Genomic DNA, 16,172 nt, shown 5'->3' on the forward strand with positions numbered 1-16,172 from the left:
TTTTTCTTCGGCTTTCATCGTGGCGCTGCCCTGCGCCGATCCTGCCGCAGGGGCGCCTGGGGGGTATGGATGTCGCTATTTTCCGGTTTCAAGTCGAGCCGCCATGTGGCGGGGCAGCTCGCGGCGATCAATCGCTCGCAGGCGGTGATCGAGTTCGATCTCGACGGCAAGGTGGTCGATGCCAACGAGAATTTCCTCGACGTCATGGGCTATTCGCTGGCCGAGGTGAAGGGGCAGCATCACAGCCTGTTCATGCCTCCCGAGGAACGCGACACCCCGGCCTACAAGCAGTTCTGGGATGATCTGCGCCGCGGGGAGTTCGCGCGTGGTCAGTATCTTCGCGTCGGCAAGGGCGGCAGGGAGGTCTGGATCCAGGCGAGTTACAACCCGATCATCGGAGCGGGCGGCAAGCCGGTCGGCGTGATCAAATCTGCGTTCGACGTCACCGAGCAGAAAAACCGTCTTGCCGATCTCGAGGGCCAGCGCGCGGCGATCGACAAGGCGCAGGCCGTGATCGAGTTCGATCTCGATGGCAGGATCCTGCATGCCAATGAGAATTTCCTGGCCGTGCTCGGCTATGCCTTGCCCGAGATCCTCGGGCAGCATCATCGCCTGTTCGTCGACCCGGCCGAGCGCGAGTCGAGCGCCTACAAGGCCTTCTGGGAGCGCCTCGGCCGTGGCGAATACGATGCCGGGCAGTATCGCCGCATCGGCAAGGGCGGCAAGGAGATCTGGATCCAAGCGAGCTACAACCCGATCCTGAACGCGCAGGGGCGCCCGTACAAGGTCGTGAAGTTCGCCACCGACATCACCGCGACCTTCAAGGGCAAGCAGCTCGAAGCCGCGGTGAAGGAAACCACCGAGACGATCGCCCGGGCGAAGGGCAAGGACCTGACCGGGCGCGTGCCGCTCGAAGGCAAGAGCGGGGAGGTCGCCACCCTTTGCGCCGGGGTCAACGACCTGCTGGATACGCTGGCCGAGGTCGTCAGTTCGGTGCGCGACATTTCCGTGCGGATCGACGAGGCGTCGCTCAAGATCACCTCGGACAGCCAGCAACTCGCCGAGCGCACCGAAGCCAATGCGGCGAGCCTGCAGCAGACGGCGGCGACCACCGAGGAACTGGCGGCCTCCGTCAAGCACAGTGCCGGCAACTCCAAGGCGGCGGTGCAGCTCGGTAACGAGGCGAGCGAGGTCGCCGCACGCGGCGGTGCGATCGTGACCGAGGCCGTCGATGCGATGGGGCGGATCGAGAAGGCCTCCTCCGGCATCTCCGAGATTATCTCGATGATCGACGAGATCGCCTTCCAGACCAATCTGCTCGCGCTCAATGCCGCCGTCGAGGCCGCCCGCGCCGGCGATGCCGGCCGCGGCTTCGCGGTGGTGGCGACGGAGGTGCGTGCGCTCGCCGCCCGCTGCAGCGAATCCGCCAATGGCGTCAAGACCTTGATCGCGAATTCTGCGCAGCAGATTCAAGCCGGTGTCGGGTTGGTCAAGGATGCCGGGACGACCCTGCGCGAGATCGTCGATGCCGCATCGAAGGTAGCCGTGACGGTCAGCGAGATCTCGCAGGCCACGACCGAGCAGGCCAATGGCATCGATGAGATGGCCCGCACCGTCGCGCATATGGACGAGATCACGCAGCAGAATTCACTGCTGGCCGATCAGAGCGCCAAGGTCGCGCGCGACCTCAAGCAGGAGACGGAAGCGCTGACGGCCATGGTCGCGGCCTTCAGCCTCGGTGGCGAGCGGCGGGCGGCCATTCCGCATCTCGTCCGTCCGGCGGCGCTCGCCGTGGGGAGCCCCAGGGGTGCGGCAAGGCCGGCGGCGGCCCCGGTCCGACGCCTTGCCGCCGGCGGCGGTGGTGGCGATGGCTGGGCCGAGTTCTGAGATCGGGCCGGCTTTGCCAGGGGCGCCGCTGGGGATCGCGTGCATCCGGGTCTTGCCAGCGGCCCCGCAATAGGGTTTTCGGTCTGGAACAGGCGCCTCTGGCGCCGCGATCAGTCCGGAGCGCTCCGCCATGGCCGAACCGACCTCGAACAAGGCCTTCCCGGTTTCCTGGGACCAGTTCCACCGCGACGCGCGGGCCCTCGCCTGGCGGCTGGCGGAGAAGGGGCCCTTCGAGGCGATGGTCTGCATCACCCGCGGCGGGCTGGTTCCGGCCGCGATCATCTGCCGCGAGCTCGGCTTGAGGCTGATCGAGACCGTCTGCGTCGCGAGTTATCACGACTACAAGAACCAGTCCGAGCTGAAGGTGCTCAAGGACATCGCGCCGAGCATCAAGGCGGTGGGTGACGGCAAGGGCAAGGGCGTGCTGGTCGTCGACGACCTGACCGACACCGGCAAGACGGCCCGCGTCGTGCGCGAGATGCTGCCGAACGCGCATTTCGCCACGGTCTATGCCAAGCCGGCCGGCGTCCCCGTGGTCGACACCTTCGTCACCGAGGTCAGCCAGGACACCTGGATCTACTTTCCCTGGGACATGGGGCTCTCCTATGTCGAGCCGATCGCCAAGGGCCACCAGGGCTGAGCGGCTTCCGTCGCCTGGGCTTCAGCCTGTCGAAGGCGAGCGAAAGGCGACCAGCATCCCGGAGATGACGACCGCCATGCCGGCGATCTCGGCCGGCGAGGGGTATTCGGCCAGCAGCAGCGCGCTGCAGCTCGCCGTGACCACGGGCACCAATGGCAGGAACAGCGTCGCCCGCGCGGCGCCCAGCATCGCGACGGTGCGGGCATAGAGATAGAGCGCGACGACGCCGACGAGAACGCCCTGATAGACCGCCTGCAGCAGCACTTCGGTGAGCGGGACCTGCGCCATATGCACCGGCAGGGCGACCGCGACGATGCCGAGCAGCGGCAAGGCGAGCACGCAGGACGCCACCGTGACCTCGATCGAGCTCGCGCCCCAGCGCCGGGCCTGCAGGCCGAAGACCGACCACATCATGGCGATCAGGACGAAGAGCAGGTCGCCGATCCAGGCATCCGGCCGGGATGGCGTCGCCATCAGCGCGTCGCGGGAGAAGATCGCGATGCCGACGACGATGAGGCCGAGCCCGGCGAGCCGCATCCGTCCGGCGCGCTCGCCGGTGACGAGGAAGACCAGCGCGGCGGTGAAGACGGGGATCAGCCCCGGCGAGATGATCGACGAGTGCAGCGCCGGGGCGAAATACGCGCCGCCGACCAGGATCAGGCTGTAGAGCGGCCCGACCAGCAGCGCCATGAACCAGGCGCGCTTCCAGCCAAGCGAGCCGACGGGGAAGGGGCGGATGCGCGTCGCCGCCCAGGGGATCAGCACGGCGGAGGCCGCGACGAAGCGCAGGATCGTGACGTCGGCCGGCGAGAGGCCGGTCAGCATGGCATGGCGCGAGACCACGGCCTGCACGCCCCAGATCAGCGAGGTCGTGAGCCCGCACAGAATGCCGAGCCATTGCGCGCGGGAACTCATGATGCGGCTTCTGTCAGGCTCGTGGGGCAGCGGGCAAGGCGGTTGCCGGGCGCTATGCCTTTGGCCTGCGGCAGAGGCAATGGCGTTTCGCGCGGCCCGGCCCCGCGTCATGCCGATGGCGGCCGCGTCAGGCTTCGACGGAGCGCGAGACCAGCGGCAGCAGCCGCGAATCCTCCACCGCGGCCGTGCGATGGCCGATGCCGGCGAGATAGTCAGGGTTGCTCGCGAAGGCGATGAAATCCTGTACGGATTTCTGCCGTACGAGCATGACGCGGTCCCAGCGTTCGGTCTCGGGGCCGATGAGGTGGGGGCCGCCCTCGGCCAGGAAGAGGAGTGCGCCGCCGCTTGCCTCGAGATGCGGTCGCGTATGCGCCACGTAGCGGTCGAAGGCTTCCGCGCCGCTGATCGGCTGGTCGGGAGCCAGTTCCGGCGTCGCGGCGTAATCCGCGACGGGGCGCAGGCGCAGCAGGTTGAGCATCACCACCTCGCCGGAGAGGTTGCGGCGCACGAGGTCGCGCCCGGCCTCCCAGCTGGGTTCGAGATAGGTTCGCATCGCTTCACCCGGCTCGCAGGGCATCGGCCGCGAGGTTTTCGGCATGGCTGCGGATATCGTCCGGCCAGCTTCGACTGTGCTCGGTGAATCCGGCCGCGTCGCCGGCAAAGAGCGCGCGCGACGCCTCCTCGAAGCCCTCGCGATTGCCGGCCATGGCGGAGATGAAGGCATAGGCCGCTTCCTGCTTCTGTCTGACCCGGCTGCGGCCGCCATCGGTGCGGCGCGCCTCCTCGACGAGGCGCCGCAGCGCCTGCGAGGCACCGCCCGGCTGGGCCGCGAGCCAGCCCCAGTGGCGCGGCAGCAGCGTGACCTCGCGCGCGACGACGCCGAGCCTCGGCCGACCGCGGCCGCGCTCGGTCGGCGCTTCGGTCTGTCCTGTCGCGTTGGCTGCGGTGGGCACGGCCAGCCGTGCCACGATCTCTTCCGCCGTGCCGCGCAGATCGAAGTCGATGGCACGACCGGTTTCGTCGTCGAAGACGAGGATCGTCGCGGTCGGGTCAGCCACAAGGGCAGCTTTCACGGCGAGCGCTACATCAGGTAGCGGTCCGCCGGCGAGGCGGGCGTCGCCTTGGAAGGCTGAGCAGGTTCGGAGAGGCAGATCGGTCATGGTCGGTTCCTGAAGTCCGCGCCTTCTAGCGCGCGATCCGCTCCTTGACAATATTGCCCGGGTAAAAATATTAAGGCGCGGACGGGCTTGCCCTGCCCAGCAAGGGATGCTGCAATGCAGCAAGAATAGAAGGGCTTCCGCTCAGAGGCCTGCTCGGGAGGCGAGCCGCCATGGAACAACCCATTGCACTGGCGCAGATTCCCGCCATCGACATCGCCGCCCTCGCTGATGACCTGCAGGACAAGATCGAGCAGGCGCGGCTTGCATCGCGGGACGATCCTTTCGGCAATCCGGTGCTGCGCGTCACGCTGTGGCTGACGCGCCTGATGGATTCCGGCGAGCTTTCCATCGCAGCCGCGGGCGAGCTGGTGCGCCTGCTCGGACGCCAGGCTCTACGGCAGCGGGCAGGGCGGCTCGCGCATTATGTCGGGCTCGAGCAGGACGAGGCTGCGGCTTTCGACGCGATCGCCCAGCAGCAGGGAGAGGGCGCTACGTCCTTCGCGGCCTTCCGGGCGGCGGTCGAGCGGCCGCGCTTCGGCGCGGTCTTCACCGCCCACCCGACCTTCGGCATGCAGCGCCGGCTGGTCCATGCGCTGGCCGATCTCGCTTCGGGTGACGAAGCCGCTGCCGGCGCGGTCATCGGTGAGCCACAGCTCAGCTTCCGTCCCGACGGGCGCATCACCCTGCAGGACGAGTTCGAGCAGGCGCGCTTCGCCGTTCGGCATGCGCGCGACGCCATCGACCGGCTCAATGCCGCCTTCCTCGCCGAGGCACGGCGCCGCTGGCCGCAGGACTGGGTGCAACTGGCGCCGCGTCCGATCATTCTCGCCTCCTGGGTCGGCTGCGACACGGATGGGCGCACCGATATCGGCTGGTGGGACACGCTGCGCTATCGGCTGGAGTCGAAGGACGGGCAGTTCGCCCGCATTCTCGAAAAACTGCCCGAGGTGGCGGCGACCGAGGCTTTGCGCAAGCGCGTCGGCGAAGCGCGCGACGCCGTCCGGCGGCAGCTCGCGCTTGCTCCGCCGATCGGTACGCAACCCTCGCTGGAAGCCTTGCAGGCTTTTGCTCTGGCACTCGTGCATGAGCGCGAGACCGCCATGCCGGATTCCTCGACCCTGCTCGCGGTGCTGGACGAGGCGCTGGCCGCCGCACCGGATGAAGAGACAAGACTGGTGCTGGCCTTGATCCGCGCCGGCGTCGTTGCGCATGGCGTCTCGATCGCGCTGCCGCATTTCCGGCTCAACGCCTCGCAGCTCCACAACGCCCTGCGCGGCGTCATCCCCTCCGATGGCGAGCCGGCGGAGCCGGCCGAGCGGCGCGCCTTTCTCGCCGCCGCCAATGCGGCGCTCGGCAAGATCGAGCCGGTCGGCGTGGATTTCGGGGCGCTTGCGGCCGAGCGGGCCTCGGCGGCGCGGATGATGATGACGATCGCGCAGATCGTGAAGCATGTCGACGGTTCGCGGCCGGTGCGCTTCCTGATCGCGGAGACGGAGACCGGTTACACGCTTCTCTGCGCCTTGTGGCTGGCGAGCCGCTTCGGCATTGCCGACAAGGTCGAGATCTCGCCGCTGTTCGAGACCTCGGATGCGCTGGAGCAGGGGCCGCGCATCATCGACGAGGCGCTGCGCAGCCCGCATTTTCGCGATTACCTCAAGCAACATGGCCGGCTCTGCATCCAGTTCGGCTATTCCGATTCCGGCCGCTATATCGGGCAGGTCGCCTCGACCTTCTGGGTCGAACGCTTGCGCATCCGCATCTGCGAGCTGCTCGCGCGCTACGAGCTCACCGGTGTCGAGCTCGTCATCTTCGACACGCATGGCGAGTCGGTCGGGCGCGGCGCCCATGCCGACAGCCTCGCCGACCGGCTGGCCTATCTCGACCCACCCTATGCAAGGCAGGCTTTCGCAAAAGCGGGCATCGCCACGGTGCGCGAGACCAGCTTCCAGGGCAGCGACGGCTATCTGCTGTTCGGCACGCCGCAGCTTGCGGGGGCGACCGTCGGCCGGATCGCGGAAGCGGTGTTCGAGGCACCGCAAGCCGGGGACGATCCGATCTATGACGAGCCGGATTTCGCCAGCGAGTTCTTCCAGACCGTGCGGGAGGAGATGAACGCACTGGTCGACGATCCCGGCTATGCCGCGCTGATCGGCACCTTCGGCCCTTCGCTGCTCGACAAGACCGGCTCGCGCCCGGCGGCGCGCCAGACCGAGGGGGCAGGGCCGGCGCGTATCCGCCATCCCCGCGAATTGCGGGCCATTCCCAACAACGCCATCCTGCAGCAGCTCGGCTGGATGGCGAACAGCTTGCACGGCGTCGGCCATGCGGCGGCGCGCGCGCCCGACATCTTCAGCGCGATGCGCGAGCAATCCGACCGTTTCGACCGGGCCTACCGGCTCGCCGCCCATGCGATGGGCCATAGCGATCTCGACGTGCTGCGCGCCTATCTCGACTCGCTCGACCCGGGAAGCTGGTTCGACCGGGCCCGGCGGACGGTGAAGGAAGGACGGCGCGAGGAACTGCTCGTCGTCGCCGAGGCGCTGTCGCGGCTGGAGCTTGCGCCGGCGCTGCGGCGGTTGTTCTGGCGCCTGTCTTCCGATGCGTTGAAGCTCCGGGCAACCGCGGACGATGTCCCGCGCATGCCGGTCAGGCTCGCGGCGCTGCACGCGCTCCGGCTCGCCGCCATGCATCGGATCTGGCTCAAGGCAGCGCATATCCCGGATTTCCGGCCGCATGCCGGGCTGACGCGCGAGGCGCTGTTCGAGCGCCTGCTCAGGCTCGACCTGCCGGCCTCGCTCGCATTGCTGGCCGAGATCTTCCCGCGCGATCCCGACCCGACCATCGGGCTCGATTTCGGCGAGCCGCCCGGTCCGCGCGAGGAAGGCACCTATGAGGCGCTGCATCGCGACGTGCTGACGCCGATGAGCGAGCTGTTCGCGTTGATCCGCGAGATCTCGGGCGCGATCCAGCACGAGATCGGGGCGTTCGGGTAGCGCCTGCCCATCCTCTCCGGGACATGGCTGGAGGCTTCGAGCGAGCCAAGCGTTGCAACCCGCGCCGATGCCACTACGTTGACCGGCCAAGGAAACGCCGACCGGGAGACGAGCCAGGCATGGCCGCCACCACCTTCGACGCCGCAGCCGCACGAATTACCGTCTTTCGTGCCTTGCTCCAGACCATTGCGCAGCATGGCAAGAGCCGCGTCGCGCTGGAGGACCCGGAACGCCAGCCGATCACCTATGGCCGGCTCGTGCTCGGCGCGCTGGTGCTCGGACGCAAGCTCGCGGCGCTGACACAGGAGCGCGAGCATGTCGGCGTGCTATTACCGAACATGCAGGGCATGGCGGTGACGCTGTTCTCGCTCCTCGCCTATGGGCGGGTGCCGGCGATGCTGAACTTCACCGCCGGCGTCCGGAACCTGCGGGCGGCAGGGGAGCTGGCGCAGCTCAAGACCATCGTCACCTCGCGCCGCTTCGTCGAGAAGGGCGAACTCGACGAGGAGATCGCCGCGCTCGGCGAGGGGCGGCGCGTGATCTATCTGGAAGACGTCCGCAAGCAGGTGACGAGCTTCGACAAGGCCTGGGGGGCGTTGCAGAGCCTCGCGCCCGGGCTGGTGCACAAGCGCTACGAGGCCAAGCCCGACGACCCGGCCGTGATCCTCTTCACCTCCGGCACCGAGGGCACGCCGAAAGGCGTCGTGCTGAGCCATGCCAACCTCGTCTCGAACGCAAGGCAGGTCTTCGCCCATGCCGGCGGGGCGATCTCGGAGCGGGACATCTTCATGAACCCGCTCCCGGCCTTCCACTCCTTCGGGCTGACGGCCGGAATGCTGGTGCCGCTGCTGCACGGCATGAAGGTCGTGCTCTATCCGAGCCCGCTGCACTACAAGCAGGTGCCGAAGCTGATCCGCGACATGAGGGCGACCTTCCTGCTCGCGACCGACACTTTTCTGCAAGGGTACGCCCGCGCCTCCGACAAGGACGACCTCACCAGCGTCCGCTTCGTCGTCGCAGGCGCCGAGCGGGTCAAGGCCGAGACGAAGCGGATGTGGGAGCCTTATGGCACCACGATCCTCGAAGGCTATGGCTGCACGGAATGCTCGCCGGTGATCGCGGTCAACACGCCGCAGGCGATGCGCGAGGGCACGGTCGGCAAGTTGCTGCCGGGTCTCGAAGCCGCGCTCGACCCTGTCGAAGGCATCCAGGAGGGCGGGCGGCTGCGGCTGCGCGGGCCGAACGTCATGGCGGGCTATCTCGACCCGGCGCAGCCAGGCAGGATCGTGCCGCCGGAGGGGGGCTGGCATGATACCGGCGACATCGTTGTGATCGAGGACGGCTTCGTCGCGATTCGCGGCCGGGCCAAGCGTTTCGCCAAGCTCGGTGGCGAGATGATCTCGCTCGCCGCGGTCGAGACGATGATCGCAAAGCTCTGGCCGGACCAGAATCATGTCGTCGTCGGCCTGCCCGATCCGCGCAAGGGCGAGCAGCTCATCCTGGTGACGGAAAAGCCGGATGCCGACCGTGCGGCCCTGTTGGAGGGCGCGAAGGCGCAGGGTTTCCCCGAACTCTGGGTGCCGCGCGCGATCCTGGTGACGCAGGCGATTCCCGTGCTGGGCAACGGCAAGATCGACTATGGCGCGACGCGCGAGCTTGCCGCCTCACGCCGATCGCTGCTGTAATGCCACAATTGTAATTATGTTGCACCGCATGATGATCCCGGCCTCCATTCTCGCCACGCTGCGCATCGCCACGCTCGCCCCCGTCCTGTCGCTGGCGGGGCCGGCCGATCTGGCGGCGCAGTCGCCGGGGGCGGTCTATGTCCGGCGCGACGAATGCATCGAGGCCGGCAAGCTCACGGCCGAGCAGTGCGAGTTCGCCTACCGCAATGCGCGGGCCGAATTCCTGCAGAAGTCCCCGCGCTATGCCTCGCGCGCAGCGTGCGAGCGCAACCACAAGCGTTGCGGCGCCCAGATGATCTCGGCGGGCGGGTGGGAATCCTTCGGCAAGGGCGGCGCGACCTATGTGCCGCGTTTCGTCGGTGTCAGGGTGACGGGCGAGGGCACTGGTGCCCGCGCCCTGCCGGTGGTCGAGGGCAAGACGGTGGTCGCTTTCGCCGGTCGGCCGGTCTCGGAGCTTCAGGACAAGGTCGCAGGGCAGCGGGGCGTGGTCGGGCTCGTCAGCAATGTCGGGCGCGGGGCGCACCGGCATGCGGGGCAGTCTTCCGGTGCCACCGCCAAGAGCGGCGACCGCGACGACACGGTGCGCGTGCCGATGAAGGAGGAGCCGATCGGCGCGAACGTTCCGCCGGGGCTCTATGTCGATCCCGACGGGATCGAATGGTACAAGCCGACCCGCCCACATTGACGGCGCTTCTACCGGAAGCTTGGTGCGGACGGCGGGGATCGAACCCGCATAGCCAAAGGCTGAGAGATTTTAAGTCTCTTGCGTCTACCAGTTTCGCCACGTCCGCACGGTTCGAGCGGTAGCGGGCCGGGGCGCACGATGCAAGCGCGGCAGAAGCCGGTCAGCGGCGCCGGAAGATCAGGCTGAGATTGTTCGCCGGCATCTCGACGATTTCGGGCGCGGTGAAGCCGTTGGCTTCGGCCAGGGCGGTGACAGCGCCGAGGTCGCGCAGGCCCCATTCCGGATTGCGGCTGCGCAGGCTCTCGTCGAAGGCGGCGTTGCCGGGTTCCAGCGGGCGGCCCGGCCGGCGGAACGGACCATAGAGATAGAGCACGGCGCCGCTTGCGAGCATCGCTCCGGCTTTCTCGAAAAGCCCCTCGGCCGCAGCCCAGGGCGCGATGTGGATCATGTTGATGCAGAGGATCGCTGCCGGGACGAGCGCGGGCCGGGTGTCGCCGCTGGCATCGAGTTCGAGTGGCGGGCGAATATTGGCGAGCCCGCTTTCGGAGATCCAGGCGGCAATGCTGGCGCGCGCCTCCGGGCTCGGGTCGCTCGGCTGGAAGGTCAGGGACGGGAGCGCCTGTGCGAAATGCAGAACATGCTCGCCCGAGCCGCTGGCGATCTCGAGGACGAGGCCCTCCCGGGGGAGAACGTCGCGCAGCACGGCGAGGATCGCGTCCCGGTTGCGCTGGGCCGAGGGCGCATGCAGGCGGGCGTCGCCCTCGGGATGGGCGGCTTCGGACGGCTTCCAGAAGCTCGGCTTGGCGGTGGTCATGAGGACGCCTCGCGAATCTTGGGTCGCCCCCATCGCTTTGGGGACGCAATACGCTATAAGGGGGCCGGAAGCAGGCCGCCATATGACGCGGCTTTGCAGATTGCAGGCTGGTTTTGTTAACCGAAATCCTGATCGTCGTGGTGCTGACCGTGGTCAACGGTCTGCTCTCCATGTCGGAACTCGCCGTCGTCTCCTCGAGGCCGGCTCGGCTCAAGGTTCTCAGCGATCAGGGTAACAGGGGCGCAGCGACCGCAATGCGTCTCGCCGAAGATCCGGGCCGCTTCCTCTCGACCGTCCAGATCGGCATCACGCTCGTCGGCGTCCTGTCCGGCGCCTTCTCCGGCGCCACCCTCGGCACGCGCCTGTCGGGGTGGCTCGGCACGCATGGCTTCTCGCCATCGGCGGCCGACACGCTCGGCGTCGGCATCGTCGTCGTCGCCATCACCTATCTGTCGCTGATCCTCGGCGAGCTCGTGCCGAAGCAGATCGCCCTACGCGATCCGGAGCGCGTCGCCGCCCGTGTCGCGCCAGCGATGTCGCTGCTCTCCCGGATCGGCGCGCCGCTGGTCTTCCTGCTCGACATCTCGGGCAAGACCGTGCTCGCCCTGCTCGGGCAGAAGGGCGAGTCCGAGGAGCGGGTGACCGAAGAGGAGGTCCGCACCATCATCGCCGAGGCGGAGACAGCCGGCGTGCTGGAGCGCGACGAGCGCGAGATGATCGCCGGCGTCATGCGCCTTGCCGACCGCTCGGCGCGCGCGCTGATGACGCCGCGTCGCGAGGTCGAGGTCATCGACCTGTCCGACGAGCTCGACGAGATTCGCGCGCAGCTCCGCGAGACCCGCCGCTCACGGCTGCCGGTGCAGGACGGTGAGTCGGATTCGATCGTCGGCGTCGTCGTGGTCAAGGATCTGATCGATTTCCTCTCGCAGGGCGGGACGATGGAGGAGCTGCGCAAGCATGTGCAGGAGACCCCGATCGTGATGGACACGGCGGATTCGCTGCATGTCCTGCGCGAGATCCGCTCCAGCCGCGTGCATATGGCGCTGGTCTTCGACGAGTACGGCCATTTCGAGGGCATCATCACGCCCGGCGACGTGCTCGAGGCGATCATCGGTGCCTTCCAGGAGGAGGAGGAGAGCGAGCCCGCGGTCGTGGCGCGGCCGGACGGCTCCTACCTCGTCGCCGGCTGGATGCAGGCCGACGAGTTCTCCTCGGAATTCGGCATCCCGATGCCGCGTGACGCCGATTTCCAGACGGTCGCCGGCTTCATCCTGGCCGAGATGAACCGCCTGCCCAATGTCGGCGAGACCTTCGACAAGGACAATTGGCGCTTCGAGGTGGTCGATCTCGACGGGCGCCGGATCGACAAGATCCTGGTCAGCCCGATCGAGTGACGCGGCCGCCGGCATTGACGCCGGTGGCGCCTCCATGATCTAGTTCTGGCAAGGGGTTCCTCGCGACGACCCCGTGAGGCTTCGGCCCAATGCTCGCGTCCAGCTTCCTTGTCTAAGGATGGACGCATCATGTCTTCCAACGAACAGATTTCGGTTGCGCAGCTCTCGCGGCTCATCGGCAGGCCCGATGCGCCGGTGATCATCGATGTGCGGATCGACGAGGACATCGCCGCCGATCCTGTCTTCCTGCCCACGGCGACGCGCCGTGACTACCGTACCGTTGCGGCATGGGCCCCGGCCTATGCCGAGCAGCAACGGGTCATCGTCGTCTGCCATCAGGGTCTCAAGCTCAGCGAGGGCGTGGCAGCCTGGCTGCGTCAGGTCGGCGTCCCTGCGGAAAGCCTCGAAGGTGGGCATCTCGCCTGGCGGGAGGCCGGCGGGCTCGTGATCTCGCCGGAGCATCTGCCGCCGCCCGGACCGTCCGGCGGCAGTGTCTGGGTGACGCGGGCGCGGCCCAAGATCGATCGCATCGCCTGCCCCTGGCTCATTCGCCGCTTCGTCGACCGCAAGGCCGTCTTCCTCTTCGTCGCCGCCACCGAGGTCGAGGCGGTGGCGGAGCGCTTCGGCGCCACGCCCTTCGACGTCGAGAACGTGTTCTGGAGCCATCGTGGCCCGCGCTGCACCTTCGATGTGATGATCGAGGCGTTCGGTCTGGCGTCGCCGGCACTCGACAGGCTCGCCCGTATCGTGCGGGCCGCCGATACCGCGACGCTGGAAGCCGAACCGCAGGCGGCCGGACTGCTGGCAGCCTCGCTCGGGCTGTCGCGCATGTTCAAGCATGATCTCGACCAGCTTGAGGCCGGCATGCTGCTCTACGATGCCTTCTACCGCTGGTGCCGGGACGCCAGCGAAGAAACCCATAACTGGCCCTCCGCACGCCCGGCTTCGGAGCCCCACCGATGACCGCCCTGCAATCGGCGATGGCGGCTCCGCCGGCCGAGGAGCTGCCCACGCTGGCCGAGGCGACGCGCGTCTGGGCGCGGATCGGCTGCCTGTCCTTCGGCGGACCGGCGGGGCAGATCGCGCTGATGCATCGTGAGCTGGTCGAGGAGCGGCGCTGGATCGGGGAGGAGCGTTTCCTGCATGCGCTCAACTACTGCATGCTGCTGCCGGGGCCGGAAGCGCAGCAGCTCGCGATCTATATCGGCTGGCTGATGCATCGCACGCTCGGGGGGTTGATCGCGGGCCTTCTCTTCATCTTGCCCGGTGCGCTGGTGATGCTGGGCCTCAGCGCCCTTTACGTCACCTGGCGCCACGTCCCGTTGATCGAGGGGTTGTTCTTCGGGATCAAGGCGGCGGTGCTCGCCATCGTCATCGAGGCCGGCTTCCGGATCAGCCGTCGCGCACTGAAGACGCCCGCGATGCGGCTTTTGGCAGCGGCGGCCTTTCTGGCGCTTTTCCTGTTCAAGATGCCGTTCCCTCTCGTCATCCTCGCGGCGGCACTCATCGGCTGGGCCGGACACCGGCTGGCGCCCGGCCGGTTCTCCGCGACGCAGCGGCACGGCGCGATGGGGCCGCCCGTCACCGGGTTGGTCGATGCCCTCTTCGCGCGTGGAGAGCTCGGCCATGCGCAGCCCTCGACGAGCAGGGCACTGCGCGTGCTGGCGCTCGGGATTCCGCTCTGGCTGGCGCCGGTCGGGTTGCTCTGGCTGACGACCGGTGCCGGCAGTGTCTGGACGCAGATCGGCTCCTTCTTCAGCGTGATGGCGGTCGTCACCTTCGGTGGCGCCTATGCGGTGCTGAGCTATGTTGCGCAGGCGGCGGTCGAGGGGTTCGGCTGGCTCGCGCCGGGGCAGATGCTGGACGGGCTTGGACTGGCGGAGACCACGCCGGGGCCGCTCGTGCTGGTCCTGCAATTCGTCGGCTTCCTGGCCGGCTTCGGGGCGCCCGGAACCTTGCCTCCGCTGCTGGCGGGCAGTTTCGGGGCACTGCTGACGCTGTGGGCGACCTTCGCGCCCTGCTTTCTCTGGATCTTCCTCGGGGCGCCCTATGTCGAGGCCCTGCGCAGCAATGCGGGACTCTCGGCGGCACTGGCGGCGATCACGGCGGCCGTGGTCGGAGTGGTCGCAAATCTCGCCCTGTGGTTCGGGCTGCATGCACTCTTTCGCGAAGTGCGCAGCCTCGATCTCGTCTGGCTCGCTCCGGATGTGCCGGTGTTCTCGTCGCTGGACTGGCGGGCTGCGCTGCTTGCCGCGGCCGCTATCGTCGCGATCCTGCGGTTCCGCATCGGCATGATGCCGGTGCTCGCCGCCTGCGCGGCGGCGGGCATCGTACTCAAGGGTTTCGGTTGAGGGTCAGCGGCGCGGCGGCTCGCCGGGTTCTATGACGCGGTATTCGGCGTCGATGATCTCGATCCGATCGGCCGCAGGGCGTTGGCCCGCGAAGGGGTCGACCGGGCGATCGAAGCCGGCAGCCTTGAGCTTGGCCTTGAGCCGCCAGACCGCGATGGCGCCGGCGACCGCGACGATCGGAATCAGGATGAGCGCGAGGCTTGCGGCCACCAGGAACAGGGTGACGCCGATGACGAAGCTCGCCGCCATGACGAGCCAGGTTACCCAGCGCGGCGCCGCCGTGGCGCGTCCGTTGAGCCGATCTTGAAGATTGACGCGGATCATGTCGTTTTCATTCCTTCCCGGGCCCAGAGATAGGAACGAAATGCGGCGTTGACGAGATGGGGACTGCGACTCTTGTACTCAGCCCGCTTCCGTTCCGCTCGCGTCGCGCCAGTCATAGAGCCAGCCATAGCGGCTGCGCATGCCGTCCGGACCGAGGCGCTTGAGGACGAGGTCGCGCCCGATGCTCCAGGGCCAGCCGAGATGGAAGTTGCGGCCATTCTGCCGGCTCGCCTCCTGAACGCGGGCGACGCGCCGGGCGCGGGCGGCGGCGTAGGCCGCCATGGCGGCAGGCACGCCAGCCGCTCCCTCCCGCGCCAGATGTTCCGCGAGCAGGCGCGCCAGTACGCCGGCGTCCTCGATGGCGAGCGAGGCGCCCTGCGCAAGGAAGGGCAGGACCGGGTGAGCGGCGTCGCCAAGGAGCGCGATCCGCCCTCTGGCCATGGCGGCGGGCTTGCGATCGAACAGGGACCAGACCTGCCAGCCGGTCGCGGCGCCTGCCAACTGGCGCAGAGCGGAGGAGCCGGCGGCAAGGTGGTCGGTCAGCACCGCGTTGTCGCCGGCGCGGGTCCAGCCTTCGCGCGCTTCCTTGGCCTGTCGCAGGACGACGATGTTGATCTGCCTGCCGCTCGAGACCGGGTAGTGGACGGCATGGCGCTGGGGGCCGAGATGCAGGGTCACGCGCGGCTTCTCGCCCGCGAGGCTGGCGGCGGCGGTAGGGACCATGGCGCGCCAGGCTTCGTAGCCGGTGAATTCCGGCGGGGCGGCGTCGCCCGTGAGGCTGCGGGCGCGCGACCATAGCCCGTCGGCACCGATCAGGCCGAGGCCATGCAGCGTTTCGCCGCCGTTCTGGCTGGCCAGCGTCGCGGTGACACCCGCCTCGTCCTGCCGGACATCCTCGACACCGCGTCCGACGATGAAGCGGATGTTCGGCATGGCGCGAGCAGCATCGAGCAGGATGGTGTGCAGGTCGATGCGGCTCAGCAGGCGGAAGGGGGTTGGCAACCGCGCCGGATCGGCCGGCATCTCGACGATCGGCTTGCCGTCTCCCCAGCGCCGGATCATGAGCCCATGCGAGGCGACGCCGACGCGCTTCAGCGGCAGGGCGAGGTCGAGCGCATCGAGTACGCGGCCGGAATTCGGGGTGAGCTGGAGGCCGGCCCCGGTCTCGCCGAAGCCGGTGCGCTTCTCGATGACGGTCGAGGCGATGCCGCGCCGCGCCAGCGACAGTGCCGCCGTCAGGCCGCCAATGCCGGCGCCGGCAATGAGGAGGTGAGGAGCAGTCACGGCGAAAGCCTTCGATCGGGCGGCGTGCGCGGAACCGTTG

The 16,172-nt window shown here is 68.5% G+C and carries 14 protein-coding genes and 1 tRNA gene; 8 read left to right on the forward strand and 7 right to left on the reverse strand.

From position 1 onward, the window contains the following. The first annotated feature begins 69 nt into the window (after positions 1 to 69). Complete coding sequence (locus CE453_RS12100; protein WP_089174814.1) at positions 70 to 1,887, forward strand: methyl-accepting chemotaxis protein; 1,818 nt, start codon at positions 70 to 72, stop codon at positions 1,885 to 1,887. Positions 1,888 to 2,017: 130 nt separating this feature from the next. After that, positions 2,018 to 2,527: a xanthine phosphoribosyltransferase gene (gene gpt, locus CE453_RS12105; protein WP_089174815.1), complete on the forward strand. Its 510-nt coding sequence runs from the start codon at positions 2,018 to 2,020 to the stop codon at positions 2,525 to 2,527. A 21-nt stretch (positions 2,528 to 2,548) separates the two neighbouring features. Here gpt and CE453_RS12110 read toward each other — a convergent pair whose 3' ends face one another. From CE453_RS12110 to CE453_RS12120, 3 genes are all read right to left on the reverse strand, one after another. Further along, positions 2,549 to 3,442 (reverse strand): DMT family transporter, encoded by an 894-nt coding sequence (locus CE453_RS12110; RefSeq protein ID WP_198302325.1) that lies wholly within the window; start codon positions 3,440 to 3,442, stop codon positions 2,549 to 2,551. A gap of 127 nt (positions 3,443 to 3,569) precedes the next feature. Beyond that, positions 3,570 to 4,040 carry a DUF1330 domain-containing protein gene (locus CE453_RS12115; protein ID WP_248308040.1) on the reverse strand — a complete coding sequence of 157 codons (471 nt, stop codon included), beginning with the start codon at positions 4,038 to 4,040 and terminating at the stop codon, positions 3,570 to 3,572. Continuing rightward, positions 4,000 to 4,602: a DUF2239 family protein gene (locus CE453_RS12120; protein ID WP_089174818.1), complete on the reverse strand. Its 603-nt coding sequence runs from the start codon at positions 4,600 to 4,602 to the stop codon at positions 4,000 to 4,002. Before CE453_RS12120 ends, CE453_RS12115 begins: the two co-directional genes overlap by 41 nt. A gap of 170 nt (positions 4,603 to 4,772) precedes the next feature. On the opposite strand from CE453_RS12120, the gene CE453_RS12125 reads away from it, so the two are divergent. From CE453_RS12125 to CE453_RS12135, 3 genes are all read left to right on the forward strand, one after another. Further along, positions 4,773 to 7,595 carry a phosphoenolpyruvate carboxylase gene (locus tag CE453_RS12125; RefSeq protein WP_089174819.1) on the forward strand — a complete coding sequence of 941 codons (2,823 nt, stop codon included), beginning with the start codon at positions 4,773 to 4,775 and terminating at the stop codon, positions 7,593 to 7,595. 119 nt (positions 7,596 to 7,714) lie between these two features. Continuing rightward, entirely contained in the window at positions 7,715 to 9,280 is a 1,566-nt protein-coding gene (locus CE453_RS12130; protein ID WP_089174820.1) for an AMP-binding protein, read from the forward strand. Positions 9,281 to 9,308: 28 nt separating this feature from the next. Further along, entirely contained in the window at positions 9,309 to 9,965 is a 657-nt protein-coding gene (locus CE453_RS12135; RefSeq protein WP_198302327.1) for a DUF1190 domain-containing protein, read from the forward strand. Positions 9,966 to 9,985: 20 nt separating this feature from the next. Here CE453_RS12135 and CE453_RS12140 read toward each other — a convergent pair. Both CE453_RS12140 and CE453_RS12145 read right to left on the reverse strand, forming a co-directional pair. After that, positions 9,986 to 10,071, reverse strand: a tRNA-Leu gene (locus CE453_RS12140). A 54-nt stretch (positions 10,072 to 10,125) separates the two neighbouring features. Beyond that, complete coding sequence (locus tag CE453_RS12145) at positions 10,126 to 10,779, reverse strand: DUF938 domain-containing protein (RefSeq protein WP_089174822.1); 654 nt, start codon at positions 10,777 to 10,779, stop codon at positions 10,126 to 10,128. Between the two features lie 128 nt (positions 10,780 to 10,907). Between CE453_RS12145 and CE453_RS12150 the strand changes: the two genes are divergently transcribed. The 3 genes from CE453_RS12150 to chrA all read left to right on the forward strand — a co-directional run bounded on the left by CE453_RS12150 (position 10,908) and on the right by chrA (position 14,524). After that, positions 10,908 to 12,173: a CNNM domain-containing protein gene (locus tag CE453_RS12150; RefSeq protein WP_198302382.1), complete on the forward strand. Its 1,266-nt coding sequence runs from the start codon at positions 10,908 to 10,910 to the stop codon at positions 12,171 to 12,173. Positions 12,174 to 12,302: 129 nt separating this feature from the next. After that, the gene (locus tag CE453_RS12155; RefSeq protein WP_089174824.1) at positions 12,303 to 13,136 is read left to right on the forward strand and encodes a chromate resistance protein ChrB domain-containing protein; all 834 of its coding nucleotides are present in this window, start codon (positions 12,303 to 12,305) and stop codon (positions 13,134 to 13,136) included. Further along, positions 13,133 to 14,524 (forward strand): chromate efflux transporter, encoded by a 1,392-nt coding sequence (chrA, locus tag CE453_RS12160; protein WP_089174825.1) that lies wholly within the window; start codon positions 13,133 to 13,135, stop codon positions 14,522 to 14,524. The genes CE453_RS12155 and chrA overlap by 4 nt, the downstream gene beginning before the upstream one ends. 3 nt (positions 14,525 to 14,527) lie before the next feature. Here the strand turns inward: chrA and CE453_RS12165 are convergent, their stop codons facing one another. Together CE453_RS12165 and CE453_RS12170 are read right to left on the reverse strand one after the other, a co-directional pair. Further along, positions 14,528 to 14,848: a hypothetical protein gene (locus tag CE453_RS12165; RefSeq protein ID WP_089174826.1), complete on the reverse strand. Its 321-nt coding sequence runs from the start codon at positions 14,846 to 14,848 to the stop codon at positions 14,528 to 14,530. Positions 14,849 to 14,926: 78 nt separating this feature from the next. Continuing rightward, the gene (locus CE453_RS12170) at positions 14,927 to 16,132 is read right to left on the reverse strand and encodes an FAD-dependent monooxygenase (RefSeq protein ID WP_089174827.1); all 1,206 of its coding nucleotides are present in this window, start codon (positions 16,130 to 16,132) and stop codon (positions 14,927 to 14,929) included. Positions 16,133 to 16,172 lie beyond the last annotated feature (40 nt).

It is taken from the genome of Bosea sp. AS-1 (assembly GCF_002220095.1).
In the GTDB taxonomy this organism is placed as follows: Bacteria; Pseudomonadota; Alphaproteobacteria; order Rhizobiales; family Beijerinckiaceae; genus Allobosea.

What these genes read in the sequence shown, in the direction of transcription:
- CE453_RS12125 (WP_089174819.1), top strand. Translation starts at nt 4,773, where the DNA reads ATGGAACAACCCATTGCACTGGCGCAGATTCCCGCCATCGACATCGCC.
- CE453_RS12145 (WP_089174822.1), bottom strand. Translation starts at nt 10,779, where the DNA reads ATGACCACCGCCAAGCCGAGCTTCTGGAAGCCGTCCGAAGCCGCCCAT.
- CE453_RS12110 (WP_198302325.1), bottom strand. Translation starts at nt 3,442, where the DNA reads ATGAGTTCCCGCGCGCAATGGCTCGGCATTCTGTGCGGGCTCACGACC.
- CE453_RS12130 (WP_089174820.1), top strand. Translation starts at nt 7,715, where the DNA reads ATGGCCGCCACCACCTTCGACGCCGCAGCCGCACGAATTACCGTCTTT.
- CE453_RS12100 (WP_089174814.1), top strand. Translation starts at nt 70, where the DNA reads ATGTCGCTATTTTCCGGTTTCAAGTCGAGCCGCCATGTGGCGGGGCAG.
- CE453_RS12120 (WP_089174818.1), bottom strand. Translation starts at nt 4,602, where the DNA reads ATGACCGATCTGCCTCTCCGAACCTGCTCAGCCTTCCAAGGCGACGCC.
- gpt (WP_089174815.1), top strand. Translation starts at nt 2,018, where the DNA reads ATGGCCGAACCGACCTCGAACAAGGCCTTCCCGGTTTCCTGGGACCAG.
- CE453_RS12135 (WP_198302327.1), top strand. Translation starts at nt 9,309, where the DNA reads ATGATGATCCCGGCCTCCATTCTCGCCACGCTGCGCATCGCCACGCTC.
- CE453_RS12115 (WP_248308040.1), bottom strand. Translation starts at nt 4,040, where the DNA reads ATGCCGAAAACCTCGCGGCCGATGCCCTGCGAGCCGGGTGAAGCGATG.
- CE453_RS12155 (WP_089174824.1), top strand. Translation starts at nt 12,303, where the DNA reads ATGTCTTCCAACGAACAGATTTCGGTTGCGCAGCTCTCGCGGCTCATC.
- CE453_RS12165 (WP_089174826.1), bottom strand. Translation starts at nt 14,848, where the DNA reads ATGATCCGCGTCAATCTTCAAGATCGGCTCAACGGACGCGCCACGGCG.
- chrA (WP_089174825.1), top strand. Translation starts at nt 13,133, where the DNA reads ATGACCGCCCTGCAATCGGCGATGGCGGCTCCGCCGGCCGAGGAGCTG.